General features: G+C 29.5%; 11 protein-coding genes. 8 read left to right on the top strand and 3 right to left on the bottom strand.

All coding sequences use genetic code 11. The annotated features are described in order from the left end of the window. The first annotated feature begins 22 nt into the window (after positions 1-22). Genes KJR01_RS00330 through ychF form a run of 6 tightly spaced genes read left to right on the top strand, consistent with a single transcriptional unit; the run spans position 23 to position 4,487 of the window. Complete coding sequence (locus KJR01_RS00330; protein ID WP_214116006.1) at positions 23-463, top strand: RpiB/LacA/LacB family sugar-phosphate isomerase; 441 nt, start codon at positions 23-25, stop codon at positions 461-463. Further along, positions 464-796: a hypothetical protein gene (locus tag KJR01_RS00325; protein WP_214115786.1), complete on the top strand. Its 333-nt coding sequence runs from the start codon at positions 464-466 to the stop codon at positions 794-796. Then, complete coding sequence (gene apt / locus KJR01_RS00320; protein ID WP_442862231.1) at positions 790-1,338, top strand: adenine phosphoribosyltransferase; 549 nt, start codon at positions 790-792, stop codon at positions 1,336-1,338. Before KJR01_RS00325 ends, apt begins: the two co-directional genes overlap by 7 nt. A gap of 2 nt (positions 1,339-1,340) precedes the next feature. After that, positions 1,341-1,991 carry a DedA family protein gene (locus KJR01_RS00315; protein WP_250325095.1) on the top strand — a complete coding sequence of 217 codons (651 nt, stop codon included), beginning with the start codon at positions 1,341-1,343 and terminating at the stop codon, positions 1,989-1,991. Then, positions 1,975-3,387, top strand: a complete 1,413-nt coding sequence (locus KJR01_RS00310; protein ID WP_214115784.1) for a leucyl aminopeptidase — start codon at positions 1,975-1,977, stop codon at positions 3,385-3,387. Before KJR01_RS00315 ends, KJR01_RS00310 begins: the two co-directional genes overlap by 17 nt. Then, a complete protein-coding gene (ychF, locus tag KJR01_RS00305; RefSeq protein WP_214115783.1) occupies positions 3,384-4,487 on the top strand; it encodes a redox-regulated ATPase YchF in 1,104 nt (367 codons plus the stop codon). The genes KJR01_RS00310 and ychF overlap by 4 nt, the downstream gene beginning before the upstream one ends. Before the next feature lie 334 nt (positions 4,488-4,821). Here ychF and KJR01_RS00300 read toward each other — a convergent pair whose 3' ends face one another. Continuing rightward, complete coding sequence (locus KJR01_RS00300; RefSeq protein ID WP_214115782.1) at positions 4,822-13,011, bottom strand: hypothetical protein; 8,190 nt, start codon at positions 13,009-13,011, stop codon at positions 4,822-4,824. Positions 13,012-13,447: 436 nt separating this feature from the next. Here KJR01_RS00300 and KJR01_RS00295 point away from each other — a divergent pair, with 436 nt between their 5' ends. Together KJR01_RS00295 and KJR01_RS00290 are read left to right on the top strand one after the other, a co-directional pair. Beyond that, on the top strand, positions 13,448-15,841 hold the full coding sequence (locus KJR01_RS00295) for a molybdopterin-dependent oxidoreductase (RefSeq protein WP_214115781.1): 2,394 nt from the start codon (positions 13,448-13,450) through the stop codon (positions 15,839-15,841). Between the two features lies 1 nt (position 15,842). Next, positions 15,843-16,424, top strand: a complete 582-nt coding sequence (locus tag KJR01_RS00290; RefSeq protein WP_214115780.1) for a hypothetical protein — start codon at positions 15,843-15,845, stop codon at positions 16,422-16,424. Between the two features lie 44 nt (positions 16,425-16,468). On the opposite strand, the gene topA is transcribed toward KJR01_RS00290, so the two are convergent. Together topA and ciaB are read right to left on the bottom strand one after the other, a co-directional pair. After that, complete coding sequence (topA, locus tag KJR01_RS00285) at positions 16,469-18,556, bottom strand: type I DNA topoisomerase (RefSeq protein WP_214115779.1); 2,088 nt, start codon at positions 18,554-18,556, stop codon at positions 16,469-16,471. Beyond that, positions 18,553-20,295, bottom strand: a complete 1,743-nt coding sequence (gene ciaB / locus KJR01_RS00280) for an invasion protein CiaB (protein WP_214115778.1) — start codon at positions 20,293-20,295, stop codon at positions 18,553-18,555. The genes topA and ciaB overlap by 4 nt, the downstream gene beginning before the upstream one ends.

The raw sequence follows: 20,295 nt of genomic DNA, 5'->3' as shown, positions 1-20,295 counted from the left end.
AATATTAAACTAAAATTATTTTATATTAAGGAAAAATATGAGAATTTATTTTGCAAACGACCACGCAGCAACTAAGTTAAAGTTTAGTTTGATTGAATACTTTAGTAAAGAATACGAATGTATAAATCTTGGTTGTGATAGTGATGATAGTGTGGATTATCCTGATTATGCTAATAAATTAGCAAATGAGCTTAAAAACGATACAAATTCAATAGGTGTTATTATTTGTGGAAGTGGTATAGGAATTAGCATAGCGGCAAATCGTCATAAGCATATTCGTGCAGCACTTTGTCATTGCGAAGATTATGCAAGATTAGCAAGAGAACATAATGATGCTAATGTTATATCTTTAGGCGCTAGATTTGTTGATTTTGAACTTGCAAAAAATTTAATCATAACCTTTATAAATACCCCATTTCTTGGTGGAAGACACGAAAATAGAGTAAAAAAATTAGGGCAATAAATGTTATTTATTTGGATGGTTATTACTGCTTTAGTTTGTATATGTATTTATTTTTTAGTGATGACTTATTATTATAAATCATTACTTAATAAAGAAAGAGCCTCAAAAGAGTTTTTAAAAACTAATTTTGATGATACAGAAGTAGTTATGAGAAAGCTACAAACACAACTTCAACGCTCTTTAGGAAATATAGATGTATTAAATGAAGAATTAGATAAGGTAAAAAGTGAATTAACAAGCCTTAGGACAAGAAATTCTCAATATCGCTTAGAAAATAATAAATTAAACACAAAAATCAAAGAATTAGAAGCAAAAATTGAAAGCTTATTATAAGGATTAATATGAATATAGAAAAATTATTAAATGAGAAGATAAAAAGATATCCAAACTACCCAAAAGAAGGAATTGTATTTGCAGATATTACCACGCTTTTAGCAGATAAAGAAGGTTGGCAAGTTTTAATAAATCACTTAAAAGATAAATATAAAGATGAAGAATTTGATTTTTTAGTAGGAGCTGAAAGTCGTGGCTTTATTTTTGCAGCTGCATTAGGAGCTATTTTAAATATCCCTTTTGTTCCAATTAGAAAGAAAAACAAACTCCCAGGAGAGCTATTAAGTATTGAATATGATTTAGAATATGGCAAAGATAAAATAGAGATGAAAAAGGACGCATTTTTAGGTAAAAAAGATGTAAAAGTTCTTTTTATGGATGATTTATTAGCAACGGGTGGCACTAGCATTGCTTGTATGAAATTATTAAAATTAGCAGGTGCTAAAGAGATTAAGAGTTGTTTTTTAATAGATATAAATATCGGTGGATATAAAGCTTTAAAAGAGCATTGTGATGATATTTATTGCATTTTAAAGGATTAGCAATGGATATGATAATTAATTTTATAAATTCCTTTTTTGCTGACCCTGAGGGGGTTTTAACTTCCTTATTTAGAGATAAAATCGTAATTGCTAGTATTATTATATTTTTATGGTGCACGCTAGAAGGCGAAACTGCATTAATACTAGCAGGACTTGCAGCTCACGGAGAGCATATTCATATAGGACTTATCACATTTATAGCAGGTTGTGGGGGGTTTTTGGGCGATCAGATATATTTTTATATAGGAAGATACTCAAAAAGCTATATTAGAAAAAAGCTAAAAACACAAAGGCGAAAATTTGCAGTAGCACAGATTTTACTTCAAAAATACGGCTGGCCTATAATATTTATTCAACGCTATATGTATGGTTTTAGAACCGTTATTCCTATGAGTATAGGGCTTACTAATTATAGTGCAAAGAAATTTGCAATAATTAATTTTATTTCAGCTCAAGTATGGGCTGCTATTACTATTTTTATAGTGTATATTTTTGGCGAGCATATATGGGAGATTATTAATTGGGCGAAAGACCATTGGTATTTGGCAGGAATTTTAGTTGTAGGATTTTTATGCTTAATTTTATATGCTTTTAAAAGTTTAGAAAATAAATTATTAAGTAAGAAAGGTAAAAAAAATGAAAGTAGTATTTAATGAAAAAAATACTGATTTTAAAGTTTGTTTGATACAAAACAAAGATTTAAGTAGATTTGATGATAAAGAATTTTTTGAAATAAATGATTATAAGGGAGTTGGAGCGATTTGCAACCTAGCTAAAAGAACGCTTTATGTTGGCTTAAACGATGAATTAACTTATGCTAGTTTTATAGCTAGTTTAGGTAGTGCGATTAAGAGCATTAAGAACTTAAATATAAAAAGCATTAGCCTTGAATTTATTAATCTTGGTTGTGAGTTTTATAGTGCTTATGCTCATATTTATGCTGTTATTTCATCTTTATATGAGTTTAATAAATATCATAAAGAACCTAAGAATTCTAAAATAGAATTAATAAGCCTTGAAACACAACAAAACGATGATATTCAACAAGGCGTTGAGCTAGGTAAAGTATTAGCAAATGCTTGTGAAGATGTAAAAAATATAGTAAATGAAATTCCAAGCACTTATAATCAACTTAGTTTTGAAAAAGACGCTTTAAAATTAGCTAAAGAATTTGATTTAGAATGCAATGTTTATAGCGATGATTATTTACAAAAAGAAGGAATGAACGCATTTTTAGCAGTAAATCGTGCAAGTAGTTATCCTGCAAAATTAATTCACTTAGCTTACAAACCACAAAACGCTATTAAAAAAATAGTTTATGTAGGAAAAGGACTTGTATATGATACAGGTGGGCTAAGTCTTAAACCGGCTGATTATATGCTAACTATGAAAGCTGATAAGAGTGGTGCGGCTGCTGTTTTAGGTATTTTAAAAGCAGCTAGTATGTTAAAACTACCTTATGAAATACATGGAATTATAGGTGCAGCACAAAACTGCATAAGCGAAAAATCATATATGCCTGATGATGTATTGATTTCAAGAGAAGGTGTAAGTATAGAAGTAAGAAATACTGATGCTGAAGGAAGATTGGTTTTAGCAGATTGCTTGAGTTTTGCTCAAGATTTAAAGCCTGATTTATTAATAGATTTAGCTACTTTAACAGGTGCTTGTGTGGTTGGACTTAGCGAATATACAAGTGGTATTATGGGATATAATGAAGACTTGCAAAACGAGTTTTATAATAATTCAAAAAGAAGTGGCGAATATACTTGCGTTTTACACTTTAATCCACACATTAAAGAGCTTATCAAAAGTAAAATAGCTGATGTTAGCAATACAGGTAGCTCAAGATATGGTGGGGCAATTAGTGCAGGAATGTTCTTAGGCGAGTTTATTAGAAAAGAATATAAAGACAAATGGTTGCATTTAGACATTGCTGGACCTGCTTATGTAGAAAAAGTGTGGGGCGAGAATGCTTATGGAGCAAGTGCAGCTGGAGTTAGAATGAATATTATAAACTTACTTAGAATGGCAAGGAGTGCAAAATGAGCCTTAGCGTAGGTATTGTTGGACTTCCTAATGTTGGTAAAAGCACGACTTTTAATGCTTTAACAAAGGCAGCAAACGCTCAAGCAGCAAATTATCCATTTTGCACCATTGAGCCAAATAAAGCTATTGTTGAAGTGCCTGATGAGAGATTAAAAGTCTTAGCAAATATAGTAAATCCTGAAAGAATAATGCATTCAATGATAGAATTTGTAGATATTGCAGGTCTTGTAAAGGGTGCTAGCAAAGGCGAAGGTTTAGGGAATAAATTCTTAGCAAATATTCGTGAAACTGATTTGATTTTACATATAGTAAGATGTTTTGATGATGAGAATATCACTCATGTTGAAGGTGGGGTTGACCCGTTAAGAGATATAGAAATCATAAATCTTGAATTAATCTTAGCTGATATTGAACAACTTAATAAAAAGCTTGATAGACTTAGCAAAGAAGCAAGAGCAAATCTTAAAGGTGCTAAAGAATGCCTTGAATTAGCACAGGATTTATTAAAACACCTTGAAGATGGCAGATTAGCTAGTGAATATAATAATCGTGATAGCGAAGCTTTTATAACTTTAAATAAAGAATTAAGATTGCTTAGTGCTAAAGAAGTAATTTATGGCGTTAATGTAAGCGAAGATGAATTATTAGATGATAATGATTATGTAAAAAAGGTGCGTGAATATGCAGCCAAATCAAATCATAGCGTTTTAAAATTATGTGCTAAGCTTGAAGAAGATTTGGTTGGAATGGACGAAGCTGAAGCTAATGAGTTTTTAAAAGAATTAGGTGTAAATGAAAGTGGTTTAGCAGCTATTATTAGGACAAGTTTTGCTAAGCTTAATTTGATTTCTTATTTTACTTGCGGGGTTAAAGAAGTTAGGTCTTGGACTATTCATAAAGGTTATAAAGCTCCTAAGGCTGCAAGTGTAATTCATAATGATTTTGAAAAAGGCTTTATCAAAGCTGAAGTAATTAGCTATGATGATTTTGTAAATTGTGGTGGCGAAGCAAAAGCTAAAGAAGCAGGTAAATTACGCTTAGAAGGTAAAGATTACGAAGTAATTGACGGCGATATAATGCACTTTAGATTTAATGTATAAATCTTATTAGCAAGGCTTAAAAGTCTTGCTAATCTTTTAAAAATCCTTTTTATTTATAGAATTTAGAAAAGATAAAAATCTTTATAAGCAAACTTAAAATACTCAAATAAAACATTAAAATACAAGTTAAAAATCTTTATAAGTTAAAAATATTAAAAATATTATTGATTGAAGATAAATCAAATACAATTAAAAGTCTTGCTAATCTTTTAAAAATCTTTTTTATTTATAGAATTTAGAAAAGATAAAAATTTTTATAAGTTAAAAATATTAAAAGCATTGTTGATTGAAGATAAATCAAACAAGACTTAAAAAAGCCTTGCTTGATTTTAGATTAGAAATTATAAGAAAATCCTAAGTTTATATTGTAGTTATTATTAAAGTGATTTGTAATGCTCTTAGCAAAATCTAAATTAATGTTAGTATTAGCACTAGGTTTATAATCAGCTCCGAATTTTATTTCAAATCCTCTATCTTGAACCCTTTCAAAATAATAAGTCATACCATCATTAGCACTATTACTTGGACTTTCGTTTAAGTCTTTAATATAAGCAAATTCAGTATTTAAACCTACTTTATCATTGATTTTAGCACCAGCTTTAATACCTGCTTTTGCAGTATATTGAGCTGCTTGTTCTGTTTGAATTCCTAATACTGCTCCATCAATATTTACTTTTGGATAGCGAGTAGCTATTAATTTAACATTAGGTTCTACATAATAATCAGAGCCAAATCTTTGTCCTACCTTAACTTTTGCTTGCCATAAATTATCATATCTTGTAGTATTTATCATCGCTAAATCGCTCTTATAATTACCCTTTAAAGTTAGTAAATTTAAGTCATAATCAACGAAAAATCCCGAATTAAAATTCGTGCTAGCATAAAGTCCAATGCCAGTTATTCCAACATCAGTGCTTAATGCTTTATTAGCTTTTAGTTTTGCTTTAGAAGCTTTTATACCATAAGCTACATCAAGATTTTTTAAAGATACTTTATTATCTACTCCGACATTAACTCTGCTACCTTTTAAATTATTTGAATCTGTTTCAAAATAACCATAATCAGAATTTATCCAAAAACCTTTATTTTTATCATCATTTCTTAAGTAATTAAATCTTAAGTCATTATCATCAATATAATATCTAGCAACATAATATGGTGTATACATTATGTTTTTAACCGCACTTGTAACAGCTGGGTCAAGATATTCTAAAGTCAATAAATCCTTATCATCAGCACTAACCTTACCAAAACCTTTTAAAGCTTCTTTATCTATTTCTAAATTAGACCTAATGCTATCTTTATTAATTATTGGTTCTTTATCTGTTAAACCTAAACTCCATACTCCATCTTTACCTATTTCATCAAAGCTTAAAACCTTAGTATTATAAGTAGCTAAAACGGTTTTATAAGTTACTTTAAAGTAAGCTTTATCTTTTTCATTATCTTCTTTTTTACCATTTACAATAGCAATAGGAACTCTTGTATTTATTAACTTACTTAAGTTCGTATTGTATAAAACGATTTCATTATTTTCTCCTAAAGCTTCTTTATTTACTATGATAGGACCACTGAATTTATCTTCTAAACTAGTATCAATTCCACCACCATAAATATAAAACTTAGAATTATTAGCATTTAGAGTATTAGTTACAACTTGTGCTTGAATGTGTGAATTATCCACTATTAAATTATCAGCTCTAATTCCACCTATACCATTGCTATTTGTATTAGTAGCTCTTATTGTTGAATTTTTGATTGTATAAGTGCTATTTTTTAAATCGCTTGTCTTATCATAAGTATTTGTAGCCAAATCATCAATGCTTGATATAGGTTTAGTTCCTGTAATTTCTATGAAGGCATTATCAGCATTTAGCGTATTTGTTTTAAATGTGTTTGCAGTGAAATTACCTGAAATCTCTGAATGATTATGCACTAAAATATCTTTATTAAAGGTATTATTTAAGTTCGCATTTATATTGCATTGTTCTACATTGTTATTATAAATTCCATTGCTAGTGTTTAATGTCCCACACTTATTATTGTCATATTTAATAGCAGCATTAATAATAGAATTATTTACATTCAATTCTGAATTATTTGTAATATCTTCGCTTACATTTTTAACATTTGTAAGACTTAAAATACCGCCATCATCATTTGTAATTTTGGTTGCTAATTCGCCTATATTATTAAAGTCTAATTTAGATTTATCCCCATTATTTTTAATACTTGTTCCAGCGATTTTATCAGTATTATTAATGCTTAAATCTCCGCCATTTTGATTTGTAATATTATTAAATGATTTAATATTATCTAATACCACTTTAATAGCTTCATTTACTAAATCTTTCATAGAAGCATTGCTTAATTTAGTATTGCCTTCGCCTTTTAGTGTTAAATCATCATTAAATGTTGAATTATTTAAATTATTTGTCCCACCATCTATTGTAGTTTTATTGTTAAATTGTGAGCCATTATCTTTTACATTCTTAGCTATAACTTCGCCATCAAATGTAGTTTGATTAGAATCTAGGCAATCTACTTCTACTTTTCCTTTAAGAGTTGTCGTGTTATCTGGTTTAAAACAAGCTTTATTTCCTTTAACGCTTATATCATTTTTTAAAGTTGAATTACTTACTTTAAATTCCCCACTAGCATTTAATTTAGCGTCTAATTTAGACTTATCATCAATATTTTTAATATCCAAATTATTCGCATTAAATGTAACATTTTCGCCTATATTAACACCATTTTTACCATCAATATTGCTTAAACCTGTGCTAGTGATTGTAACAGGAGTTGTATCATCGCTACAAATACTAGCTTTGTTATTTAAATCCAAATCCTTAGTATCAATGCTAGAGCAAACTTTAGCATTATTAGTTAATGTGGTTTTTCCATTATTTGCAGTGATTATTGCGTCTTTTCCTTTAAACTCCCCACCACTAATAGTAATATTCCCAGAATTTGAAGTAGCTTTAATATTATTTGATTTAGTGTTGTTTAAATTAATATCATTATTTGCATTTAAATTCGTATTATCTTTTATAGTTGCATTAGTTACATTGATATTTTTATCTGCTTTTAAATCAGCATTAACTTGCGTAGGCTCGCTTCCTTTGATTGTGATATTTTCTTTTGAAGTTAGTTTAGAATTAATCTTGCTTGGATTATTCTTATCATCTGAAGTTACAACAATATCTTTTATAGCATTAATTGTCGCATCAATTACGCTATTTGCTATATTTGCCATTCCTTGCAAGATAATATTAGAACTCTTATCATCTTTACCTATTTGAGAATTATTAGCATTAAGATTATTAGCATTTACATTACTTGAGTTCAATGTAGCATTTGTAGCTGTAATATTATTAGCTTTATTAATATCTGCATTTATCGTTGTATCTTTTCCTAAAGTAATATCATTAGCATTTTTTATAGTAGAGTTAATGGTAGTTTTCTTATTAGCTGCAGGTGGTTCTGGACTAATTCCATTATGCTCTCCTAGATTTTGAGCGTCATTGCTTAAGATTATATTACCTGCTACATCAATATTTCCGCCAGCAACTTCAGCCCCATTTGCAATTAGTAGCGTTCCACTAGGATTTTTGCTAGTTAAATCTCCTTTTATAGTAGCATTATCAATTGTAGCATTGTTAAAATTACTATCTGCATTAATCACTGCACCTCTTCTAGCTACTAATTCATTAGTTTCTATTGCTTTATTAATTGTAGTAGTTGTGTTATTAGCACAAGAGCCACCACCTATTATATCTACTCTACCGCTACTATTAATATTTGAATTAATAATAGAGCCATTTTGCACGGTAACTAAATTAGTTCCTTTAATTAAACCATTATTAGTAGTAGAACAATCTATTAAGGCTTTATTTGTAAATAATTCTCCTAAAACATTTACAACTGATTGTTTAGTAGCTGAAAAATCACTAGAATTACCATTTGTTAAAGTTACGCTAGATGAACTTATATCAGTATTTTTTGCATTTAGAGTATTTGTTTTTATATTTTTAGAATTTGTAATGCTTAATTTCTCATCAGCTTTAATTAAATTAGCATCAATTTCTTTAGTTTCTTTTGTATTTAAGATATTAGTATTTTTAGCACTGATAGTATCTCCAGTAAATTTAACATCATCTAAAGTTAAATCATTTAAGCGTTTGCTAGTATCATTACCTATATTTGCATTAGTTAAATCTACATTTTTAAGATTTAATGTATCATCTATACTTGCTGCATTTATATTAGAATTACTAATCTTAGAATTAGCAATTTTTAAATTCCCATCAATTCTAACATCATTATTTTTATTAGCATCTTTATTTTGAATGTTTAATTTTTCTAAAAGCATATCTTGAGCTAATTGTAATAATGTTTTATTAGCTTTGATTGTAGTTTCTTGTGAATTATCTAATTTAGAATTAATGAAATTAACTTCATTAGAAGTTAGATTTCCCGATAAATTAGCGTCTTTTATAGTAGTAGTGCTTTTAATATTTACATTACCACTAAGTGTAGCTTGATTTCTTACTTCTAAATTATCAGTATCTTCAATTGACGCTAATACTTTTGTATCTTTTCCATCTATTATGATTTTACCACCATTAGTATTTGTGCTAAGCTTTGTGCCTTCGTTGATTACGCTTTTGTTTTGTAAGGTTATTGTATTAGCATTTATGGTAGCATTTTCTGTTTTTGAATTATCAATCGTTATATCTTTAGCTTTTAAGCCACCTTGTATAGTTGAGCCATTATTTACTTTTATATCAGTAGCATTGATTTGTGAGTTTGTTTTAGTGCTACTATCGTTTAAAGTAACGCTATTAGCATTTACAACACCACTTTCTCCTAAAATAGCTTTGCTTTCAAATTCTGCTGTAGTAGTTATTGTAGAATTAGCATTTAATGTAGCACCATCTTTTACAAGCAATTTATTAGCATTAATTGTCCCTTTTATATCGGTTTCTTGAGTATCTGTTACAGGAGCGTTATCCATAAGCATTTTATTACTTAAAATAACGCTTCCACTATTTGTTATAAACTTAGCATTTTCATCTGATTTAGCTCCATATCCTAAGAGTATATCACTATTTTTAGATTCTAATTCTCCGTTTATATTTCCAAACATATATGCTTGGATTTTATTATTAGCTGTAATTTTTGCAGTTTTTTCTACATTGGCATTGAATAAATTTACACTATCATCTATATCTAAAATACCTTTTATATTTCCACTTCCTATTCTTGCACTATTTGCTTTGATTGTTTTATCTGCATTTAAGGTAGCATCACTATACATATTTAAAAATCCACTTGCATTTATATTGGCATTGATTATTGTATTTGTTTCATAAATGTCTATATTTTTAACATTTATAATATCTGCATTTAGCTTACTTCCATAAGATATTTTTGCATCACCACCTATATCAAGGGCTGAATTAATTTCGCTATTGTTATCTATAATTACATCGCCAGTTGATTTAAAGCTATTTCCATTATAAGTTGAGTTTTGAAAATAAGCTCCGTCTGTATTGATATTTGCACCACTAACACTTGCATTAGTAGATTTAAAATAATTACTTGTAAATTCTCCACCACTAACATTAGTTTTGTCTTTACCTAATCCTCCAATATTAATAGAATTTGTGCCAGTAAATACTCCACCATTTACATTGCTACCTGATTTAACATATATATCATTTGCATTTAATTCTCCGCTACTTACATTACCACCAGAATTAATGTTTATAGTGTTATTTGCAGTGATTTTACCACCACTTACATTGCCACCAATGTCGGCTTGATTTGTAGCATTTAGCTCTGATGAGCCACTTATATTTCCATCTTTATTTAATTTAATATTAGTAGCTGTGTGAGTTCCTTTGCTTACATTTGCACCATTTTCAATGATAATATCAGCTCCTGCTATGGTATTGCCTTGTATATTAGACTTGCCTTTATAAGTAACATTATTAAACTTACTTTCTAAATTAGCGTTTTCGCTTGTGTTTGAATTATCTAGCGTAATATCTCCACCTTCAGCTGTTATTTTACCCGATTGGATATTTGAGTTATTGTTAATATTTACATTTTCATTAGCTTTAAGTGTTCCAGAAAGTATATTTGAATTGTTAGTAATATTGATATTTTTACCATTTATGTTCTTTGCATTACTATCTGTATTATCTAAAGTTACACCGCCTTGAGTTGATGTTACTTCTGTTTTTGACATTAAGGCTTTATCGGTTTTATTATCCTTAATTGTTATATCGCTACCACTTTTTAAGGTTACTAAATCTAGCTTAGAATTAGTTATATTTATTTTATTTCCACTTTGAGTAGACCAAATACCACCATCTTTAGTGTTGTTTGAAGTAAGATTTGAATTGGTGATATTAATTGTTGATGTAACTTTATCTTTACCCATAATAACATCTTTAAAATCAACATTTGAACCATCAATTGTGATATTTGTATTGGTGCTAATATTTCCGCTAGTAGTTACAGAGCTTTTCTTTATTGTAAGATTATCAGCGTTTATTCTATCCCCACTTATATTTGCATTATCTGTGATAGTTAGTTTTTGTATAGTTGCTCCTCCACCACCTTGTCCTAAAATAACATTCTCATAATTACCACCACTTATTGTAAGACCACCGGTAACACTACCTGTAGTCTGTCCAAAATAAGAATTGGTAGCATTAGCATTTTTTAATGTGAGAGTTTTATCTTGACCAATCATTACATTAATGCTTGAAGGATTATCTCCTATGATTTTAGTGCCTGTTATGGTTGTATTGTCTTTTGTGAAATTAGCAACACCACTGCCTTTTGTATTTATCGTGCCATTTGATAAATTAGAATTTATATTAAAGCCAGCTGAATTGATATTAATTGTATTATTAGTGCCGGTAGTTTCATTAGTTGCGTCACCTAATATTACACTCCCACCATTGTGAGTAATGGTATTGCCACTTGTATTGCCATTAATATTTAAAGCCCCACTATCGCTTATAATAGTTGAATTATTAACTTCTTTTGTAGTTAAAGTCCCACCTTTGCTATTTATAGTTGAGTTATCTTTAACATTATTAACGCTTAATTTTCCATTAGCATTACTATTAATAGTTGAGCCTATAACATCGCCTGATATAGTTAAATTACCATCTGTATTACTATTAATAATTGAGTTATTTGTAACATTTTTAACTTGGATTGTAGCACCATCACTATTGATAGTTGAGCTATCTATATTGTTTGCTACCTTTAAAGTCCCGCTAGTTCCATCAATTGTAGAACCTACTACATCATTTTTAACATCAATAGTCCCACCATTATTTTTAATAGTTGAATTGTCAATATTATTTGTAACACTTAAATTCCCACCACTTTCACTATTTATAATTGAATTAGCAGTAATATTATCAGCAGTTATATTTGCACCTTTACTATTAATTGTAGATTTATTTGTGATATTTCCCGCAGTTAAAGTTCCACTATCGCCTTCAATTGTTGAATTGTCAATATTGCTATTTACTTTAATAGTCGCACCTTTACTATTGATAGTAGATTTATTTGTGATATTTCCCGCAGTAATATTTCCACTTGTGCCATTTATTGTTGAATTATTAATTTCATTTGTAACATTAATAGTTCCACTCGTGCTTGTTATTGTAGAATTATTGGTAATACTTCCTGCAGTTAGTTTTCCACCTTTGCCATTAACTTCTGAGCCATTAATTTCATTTGTAACATTAATAGTTCCACCAGTTTCGCTATTGATGATAGAATTATTATTGATATTTTTAGAAGTTAGAGTTCCGCCTTTGCTATTAATAGTTGTAGATGAAATAGTTTCAGCGTTTAGATTACCGGCTTTATTTTCTAGCTTAGAATTAGAAGAGCCATTACCTTCTAAGGTATTTAATGTCATTGTGCCTGATTTATTTTGCAAAAATGTATTTTCTAGTTTTGTATTACCTTTTACAGTAAATTTAGAATTTTTATCATTTACTAAGTAAGTTTTATTACCTATCAAATCACCTTCTACTAACAATGAAGCATTAGCATTTTCTATATAAATTCCATCTTTGCTTTTCAGATCATCATCTGTCATATTTGCAGGGTCATCTAAATCTCCATTTATAGTAAAATTATTTTTGATTGTCATAGAGCTTTTTTTATTCATCCATAAAGTGCTTCTATCTTCTCTACTTTTTTGACTTGTATTTATGTGTTTTGTGCTATCAATAGTAAAATTTTTAAAAGTTCCTTCAAAGCTATCTTCTGGGTGAAAGTCTCCACCACCTTTCATGGTAAAATTAGTGTTTTCTGGTGTGGTTCCATTTGTAAAATTAATTTTACTTATATTTGTTTGATTAATACTACTATATTCATCATCTATCTTATCAATATTTAAAGTTCCATTAGTTACATCTGCTGCTTGAACTGAACTAATTATCGTAAATGCTAGTAATGACATTCTTATGGTCTTATTCATATGAAATCCTTAAAAAGTTGCTTGATTTTTATTAATGCTAAAAAATTGATATAAATCAAGGTATTATATTTATAAATTGAAAAAACAAAGCTTAAAAAATGATAATTTTGCAACAATTTTTGCTAAATTTTTCGCAATAAAATACTTAAATATTACAAGTTTTCTAATAGTAATTTAGTTGTATTTAAAATGCTTTATATATTGTTGTAGTAGATAAAATATTAATTTATAAAAATTTAATATTTATTATTAAATATTTAAAATCTTAAATATAAATTAATTTTTATTAGTAAATATAAAAATATATATTTTATAATTTTTCTTAAGAATTTCATTTTCAAATTCTAATTATTCAAAGAAGACTAAAAATACCTTATAACTTTATGATAATACTTACTATATAAAATGTTCTTTTATATTTTAAAAAGGAGAAATTATGGCAATTTCAAGAAGAACATTCCTTAAAGGTTCAGCAATTACAGCTAGTGCGATTACTTGTCCTTTGAGTGCTGATACAAATTTTTATGATATCAAGCAAATCCCACACGCTACACATTTTGGTGCATTTACAGCCGAAGTAAATAGCGAAGGAAAAATAATCAATCTTATCCCACACGAAAGTGATAAAAACCCAAGCGTAATCACTAAAGCTATCATAGATAGAACATATTCAGATACAAGGGTAAAATATCCAAGTGTTAGAAAAAGTTTTTTAGAAGGTAAAAATCGCCCTGATTTAAGGGGTCGTGAGCCTTTCGTTCGTGTTAGTTGGGATGTAGTGCTTGATTTATTATATAAAAAGCTTAAAGCTACAAAACCAGAAAATATCTTTAACGCAAGTTATGGTGGATGGGGTCATGTTGGCTTACTTCATAATTGTAACGCAGTTGCAGGTAGATTTTTTAACACCGTTTTAGGTGGAGCAATAGGCACTGATGGAGAGTATAGTAACGGAGCAGCGGGTAAAGTAAATACTGCTATAGCAGGGGATTTAGAAGTTTATAGTTTGCAAACAAATTACGAGCAAATGATTAAAAACTGCGAAGTTTATGTAATGTGGGGTTGTGATATTTACAAGGATAATCAAATAGATTTTAAGGTAGCTAATCGTGAGAATGATGGTTGGCTTAAAAAATACGCAGCTAGTAATATAAAGTTTATTAACATTGACCCACAATATACAAAAGCGGCAGAAATTACAAAGGCTGAATGGATAAAAATCGTCCCAAATACCGATGTTGCAATGATACTTGGAATGTGCCATTATTTATATACAAGTGGAAAATATGATAAAGAATTTATAGCTAAATATACAGATGGATTTGATAAATTTTTACCATATTTACTAGGTAAAACTGATGGAGTAGAAAAAACTCCTGAATGGGCGGCTAAGATTTGTGGAATTGATGCGACTAAGATTAAAGAATTATGCGATTTATTCGTTAGTAAAAGAACATTTTTAGCAGGTAACTGGGCAAATCAAAGAGCGCATCACGGCGAACAAGCTGACTGGGCTATCATAACTTTAGCTTGTATGATTGGTCAAGTTGGACTTCCTGGTGGTGGATTTGGCTTTTCTATGCATTATTGCTCGGCTGGTGGAGCGTTTAGTGGAGCGTTACTTCCTGTTGGATTACCACAAGGAAAAAATAGCGTAAATATAAATATCCCTGCAAGTCGTGTAAGCGAAGCTATCCTAAATCCAAATAAAACTATTAATTTTAAAGGCAAAACCTTTACATATCCAGAGATTAAAATGTTTTATGTAGCAGGTGCTAGTGTTTTAGGTCACCATCCAAATACTAATGAATTAATTCATGCTTTAAGACAACTTGAAACAATAGTTGTTCATGAGCCTTGGTGGACACCAATGGCAAAAATGGCTGATATAGTAATCCCAGCTACAACAACACTTGAGCGTGATGATATAAGTTTTGGTGGTTCATATTCACAAGATTGGGTATATGCTATGAAAAAAGTAATCGAGCCTGTGTATGAAAGCCGCAATGATTATGATGTTTTCTATGAATTAGCAAAGAGATTTGGCGAAAGAGAATTGGCTAAGTTTAGTGGTGGCAAGAAAGACCATTTAGAATGGATAAGAAGTTTTTATGAGAAGAGTGATTGTATAAATGAAATGGAATTTGATGAGTTTTGGGAGAAAGGCTCACTTCATTTTGAAATTCCAAAAGAAGCTTATGAATTTGTTCGCCACGCTGATTTTAGAAAAGACCCAGTGAATAATAAATTAGCAACAGAAAGTGGAAAATTCCAAATCTACTCACAAAAATTTGCTGATTATGATTTACCTGATTTTAAAGGTCATATAACTTGGTTTGAACCGGCTGAATATTTAGGAAATCAAGAATTAAGCAAAAAATATCCATTCCATTTATTAAGCCCACACCCAAGATATAGAATTCATTCTCAACTTGATAATACTTGGGTAAGAGAGCTTTACAAAATTCAAGGTCGTGAGCCTGTAGTAATTAATACTGAAGATGCTAAAAAGCTTGGTATTAAGCACGGCGAAGTGGTAGAAGTATATAATAATCGTGGTAGATTATTAGCAGGTGCATTTTTAAGTGATGATATTAGAAGTGGCGTTGTAGCTATTCAAGAAGGTGCTTGGTATGACCCTGAAGATGATAAAGATAATGCAAGATGCAATCAAGGTCATGTAAATGTGCTGACTTCATCTCGCCCAACTTCTCAAATGGCACAAGCAACAAGCGTAAATACTTGCTTAGTAGCGATTAGAAAGCTAGGTAAAAACGAAGCTGTTAAACCATATAAAAACACAACACCACCAACAATTATAGGAGCGTAAAATGAGAAAAATTATAGGATTATCATTAATTACTTTAAGTGCTTTTGCATACAAGCCTGATTATCAGCAAATATTTTTACCAACTCCTGCAAAAGTTGAGATAAAAAAGCAAGAATTTGCTAAAGATATTAGATTTATTTTAGATGAAAAAGCGACAATGCTAGATGAAAATCAAAAGCAAATCGGAACGATTTATGAAGGAACTATGGTTAAGCTAATTGAAACTAAAGAAGATTTAGCTAAGGTTAGCATTAGTGGAGAAGTTGTAGGAGATAAATTAGCATTTAATAAAAATGCGGAATTTGTTTATTTAGAGAGTAAAGACGCTAAGCCTGAAATGAGCTTTTGGGTAAAATCAAGCTCTTTAACTACTGATAAAGACGCTGCTTTTGAAGGTGTTGAGGTGTTTTATTATGATTCTTGCACGAGTTGTCACGCAGCACACGCTCCAAGCGAACACGCAATTGATGAATGGGACGCTTATTTAGGAGCAATGCAAATGAATGCAAAAATTACTGACGAGCAAAAGGATAGAATATTACGCTATATGCAAGCACATTCTAGCAATGGAGCTTTTAAGTAAATTAAAATAGAATTTGTAATTAGGATTAATTACAAATTCTTTTATTATTTTTCTATTTTTGTTTTACAATCTAAGCACTCTATAAATGTGCCTTTTTTAAGTTCTTTTATAATCATTATTCCGCCACAATTAGCGCATTTTTCTTTAGCTAGTGGGTATGAGCTAATGAAATTACATTTAGGATAAGAACTACACCCATAAAATGCACCCCTTTTAGAAAATCTTTGCACCAAATCGCTACCACATTTAGGGCAAGGGACATCTAGTTTTACTAATTCTTTTTTAGGTTTTTCTTCTTTGTTTTCGGTTTTTGTATCGTTTAAATTCCTTGAATATTTGCATTTTGGATAACCACTACAAGCTACGAATTTACCGAATTTGCCTTCACGAATTAGCAATTCTTTACCACAATCAGGGCAATTTTCTCCTAGTTTTTCTACTTGTTTTTGACTTTGAATACTTGTTTTTCCATCGTTGATTTTAGTGATAAATGGCTCATAAAATTCATTTAAAACCTCATCTAAATCACGCCCATGAGTTGCAATCTCATCTAAACGCTCTTCCATATTGCTAGTAAATTTCGCATCTACTATTTGCATAAAATGTTCTTCTAAAAATTCTATGATTTTTTCGCCTTTTTCTGTAGGGATTAGTTGTTTTTTCTCTAACTTCACATAATCTCTATCAATTAAAAGGCTTGTTGTAGGTGCGTAAGTGCTAGGACGACCTATGCCTAATTCTTCAAGTTGTTTAATAAGACTTGCTTCGTTGTATCTTGCAGGTGGCTCTGTGTGTAAGGTCTTTATTTTTGAGCTTTGTAAAGTCATTTTATCGCCTTTATTTAAAGCAGGTAAAATCTTATCTCCACTAGCATCATCATTCAATCTTAAATGCCCATCAAAAAGCACTCTTCTTCCACTTAGTTTAAACTTCGCCTTATTACTTGTGATATAAATTGTATTGTTTTCTATCTTCGCATCAGCCATTTGGGTCATTAAAAATCTATCATAAATTAATTTATACAATTTATATTCATCAGCCTTTAAATACTCTTTAGCAATTTCAGGAGTAAAGCTAACATTAGTTACACGAATAGCTTCGTGAGCTTCTTGAGCGCCTTTGCTCTTAGTCTCATAAACTCTTGCTTTAGTCGGTAAATATTCTTTGCCGTAGTCTTTTGCTATTTGCTCTCTTGCTGATTTTATTGCTTCTTCGCTTAAGTTTAAGCTATCAGTTCTCATATAAGTAATTGCACCCATAAATCCTGCGTGAGTTTGAACGCCTTCATATAAAGTCTGTGCTAACATCATAGTTTTTTTAGGAGAAAAACCTAATTTAGAACTAGCAGCTTGTTGTAAAGTAGAAGTCATAAAAGGTGGCTTTGGACTATCTTTACGCTCTTTTATACTGATTTCATCTACGATAAAATCCGAGCTTTTAATGTGTTTTAGGATTTCTTCGGCTAAGGCTTTTTCAGTAATGCTTGTTTTTGATAATTTCTTGTTGTCAAATTCTATTAATTCTACTTCTAAATCTGTTTTAAACTTAGTATCAAGCTCATAATACTCAATGCTTACGAAATTTCTTATTTCTCGCTCTTTTAAGATAATTAATCTTAAAGCCGCACTTTGAACCCTACCAGCACTAAGCTTGCTTGCTACCTTGCTTGATAATAAGCCACTTAATTTAAAACCCACAATTCTATCTAGCATACGCCTAGCTTGTTGAGCATTTACGCTATTTAAATCTATTTTTCTTGGGTGTTTAATAGCGTTTAAAATAGCGTCTTTTGTAATTTCGTGAAAAACTATTCTATCATAGCCTAAAACATCTCCGCCTAAGATATTTGCTAGATGATATGCAATTGCTTCTCCTTCTCTATCTTCATCGGTTGCTAGTAAGACTTTAGCACCTTTGCTAAGGCTTTTTAATTCTTTTACTATGCTTGAGTGAGTTTTACTGATTTCATAATTAGGTTTAAAATGTCCGTCTTCTATATCAATTCCTAATTTATTTTTAGGCAAATCCCTAATATGACCTTTAGATGCAATTACGCTATATTCACTACCTACAAATCTTGAAATTGTTTTAGCTTTGCTTGGTGATTCTACTATTATTAGGGTATTACTCATTCGTTCTCCTTGATTAAAACATTGGCAAATTCATCATATAATTTTCTATATTCATCGCCAAGTTTTACTAAATCTTTATTTGTGCTAATGTATTCTAAATCCTTTAACACTGCATAATCTTTTAAAAAATTATTTGCATTTTCTTTTTTAAGATAAGTTTTTGCAAGTTCGTTATATACATTTAAAAATTCCTTTTGAAAATCTTCAAATTTTTCTAAATCAACGCTTAATAAAGTATCATTTGAAAAGCTTAAAACCTTGCTCTTAAACAATATCGCTAAAAATATCAAACCTTCACAATAATAAGGCTCTATTTCTTTAGTGCTTTTATAAGCCATTAAAGATACTGCTCTACTTGTTATATTTGCTAATAAGGCCTTTTTGTATTTTTCATCAAAATGATTACAAAAATCATATATCCCACCAGCACTTGCTTTAAATTCTTCAATATTTTTAAATACTCCATTAGTATTCATCAAGCTTTCTGTATCGCTACCTATAAAGAAAATATGTCCTGCTTCGTGTCCAATGGTGCTAATCTCATAAATCTTTTTCCATAAAAACTCATCATTTAATACGCTTTTATTGTAGTCGTTAAAGGCTTTATCAAATACTTTTTGATTTAGCATTGTTCTTGGTTTTGATTTTGTTTTTTTATAGACAAAATCTAAAAATGCAAATATTTTTTTGCCATAATTTGCTGATACAAATTCATCATTTGGCACAACTTGAGCTGAAAATAAGCCATTTAATTCTGCTCCATAATAAAGTATAGGTTTGCTAATATGAAGCTCAATTTTGTCTAAATTAGCTAGGCTTAGATTTAATGCGTTTTGATTAGTTATATTAGCGTTTTTATAAGCTTTATTTAAGCTATTTTTCATCTTATTAACAAAACTTTCACTATTAAAATCATAATTATCATCAATTCTAATATCCCACTCAAGTGCTACTGAATGAGTAAAAGCGTCTTCGTAATATTCTAAAAAATGCCCAACTTGAATGAAGTCCTTTGCCCCCATCCAAGCTATTTCAGCATTTTGCCAAGGCTTTAGGCTAAGCTCTTTACTCATTAAAGCATTTTGCAAGGCTTTAAGATATTTTATATATGCTTCATTTTTATGATTTAATTTAAAAAACTCATTAAAGTATTCATCAATCTTTTTAAATTCTTCTTCAAAATATAAAGAATATGGTAAAAGCTCTGGTTTAGTATCCAAATTAATTGCTATTGCATAAATCCTAGTAGCTATTTCATCATTTTCATCAAGATAATAAAGCTTATTATTTTTTATAAACTCATAAGGATTTTCTAAACTTTTAAAAAATTCATTATTTTTTTCAATTGCCTTATCCCACTTAGGCTGAATACTATTAAAAACAAGACCGATTTTATGCACTAGATTTAATAAATCTACATAAAATCTATCTAAACAAGGGCTTAATTTTTCAATGATTTTTATATGTCTTTGCTCGTAAAATTCTTTTACTCTTTTATATGCTAAATCTTTTGCTTTTGCTAAGTTTATATTATTTTTTTTGCAAGTATTTTCATAATTTGTAGTATTTAGCTCAATAATTCTTAATAAATATGAATTGAAATTCATATCATTTATTTCTAAGCCAAGTTCTTTTAAATCATTATTTATAAGCCTTGCTAAATCGTGATTGCTTGATGAGTTTAATTTGTATAATGAGAATAATTCTTCTTCGTGCTCTTTTATGATTTTTCCTAACAT

This window comes from Campylobacter sp. 2018MI10 (genome assembly GCF_018501175.1).
GTDB lineage: Bacteria > Campylobacterota > Campylobacteria > Campylobacterales > Campylobacteraceae > Campylobacter_E.
The sequence above is the reverse complement of the archived record's forward strand: the minus strand, read 5'-3'. Positions and strand labels throughout refer to the sequence as shown.

What these genes read in the sequence shown, in the direction of transcription:
- topA (WP_214115779.1), bottom strand. Translation starts at nt 18,556, where the DNA reads ATGAGTAATACCCTAATAATAGTAGAATCACCAAGCAAAGCTAAAACA.
- KJR01_RS00295 (WP_214115781.1), top strand. Translation starts at nt 13,448, where the DNA reads ATGGCAATTTCAAGAAGAACATTCCTTAAAGGTTCAGCAATTACAGCT.
- ciaB (WP_214115778.1), bottom strand. Translation starts at nt 20,295, where the DNA reads ATGTTAGGAAAAATCATAAAAGAGCACGAAGAAGAATTATTCTCATTA.
- KJR01_RS00325 (WP_214115786.1), top strand. Translation starts at nt 464, where the DNA reads ATGTTATTTATTTGGATGGTTATTACTGCTTTAGTTTGTATATGTATT.
- KJR01_RS00310 (WP_214115784.1), top strand. Translation starts at nt 1,975, where the DNA reads ATGAAAGTAGTATTTAATGAAAAAAATACTGATTTTAAAGTTTGTTTG.
- KJR01_RS00315 (WP_250325095.1), top strand. Translation starts at nt 1,341, where the DNA reads ATGGATATGATAATTAATTTTATAAATTCCTTTTTTGCTGACCCTGAG.
- KJR01_RS00300 (WP_214115782.1), bottom strand. Translation starts at nt 13,011, where the DNA reads ATGAATAAGACCATAAGAATGTCATTACTAGCATTTACGATAATTAGT.
- ychF (WP_214115783.1), top strand. Translation starts at nt 3,384, where the DNA reads ATGAGCCTTAGCGTAGGTATTGTTGGACTTCCTAATGTTGGTAAAAGC.
- KJR01_RS00290 (WP_214115780.1), top strand. Translation starts at nt 15,843, where the DNA reads ATGAGAAAAATTATAGGATTATCATTAATTACTTTAAGTGCTTTTGCA.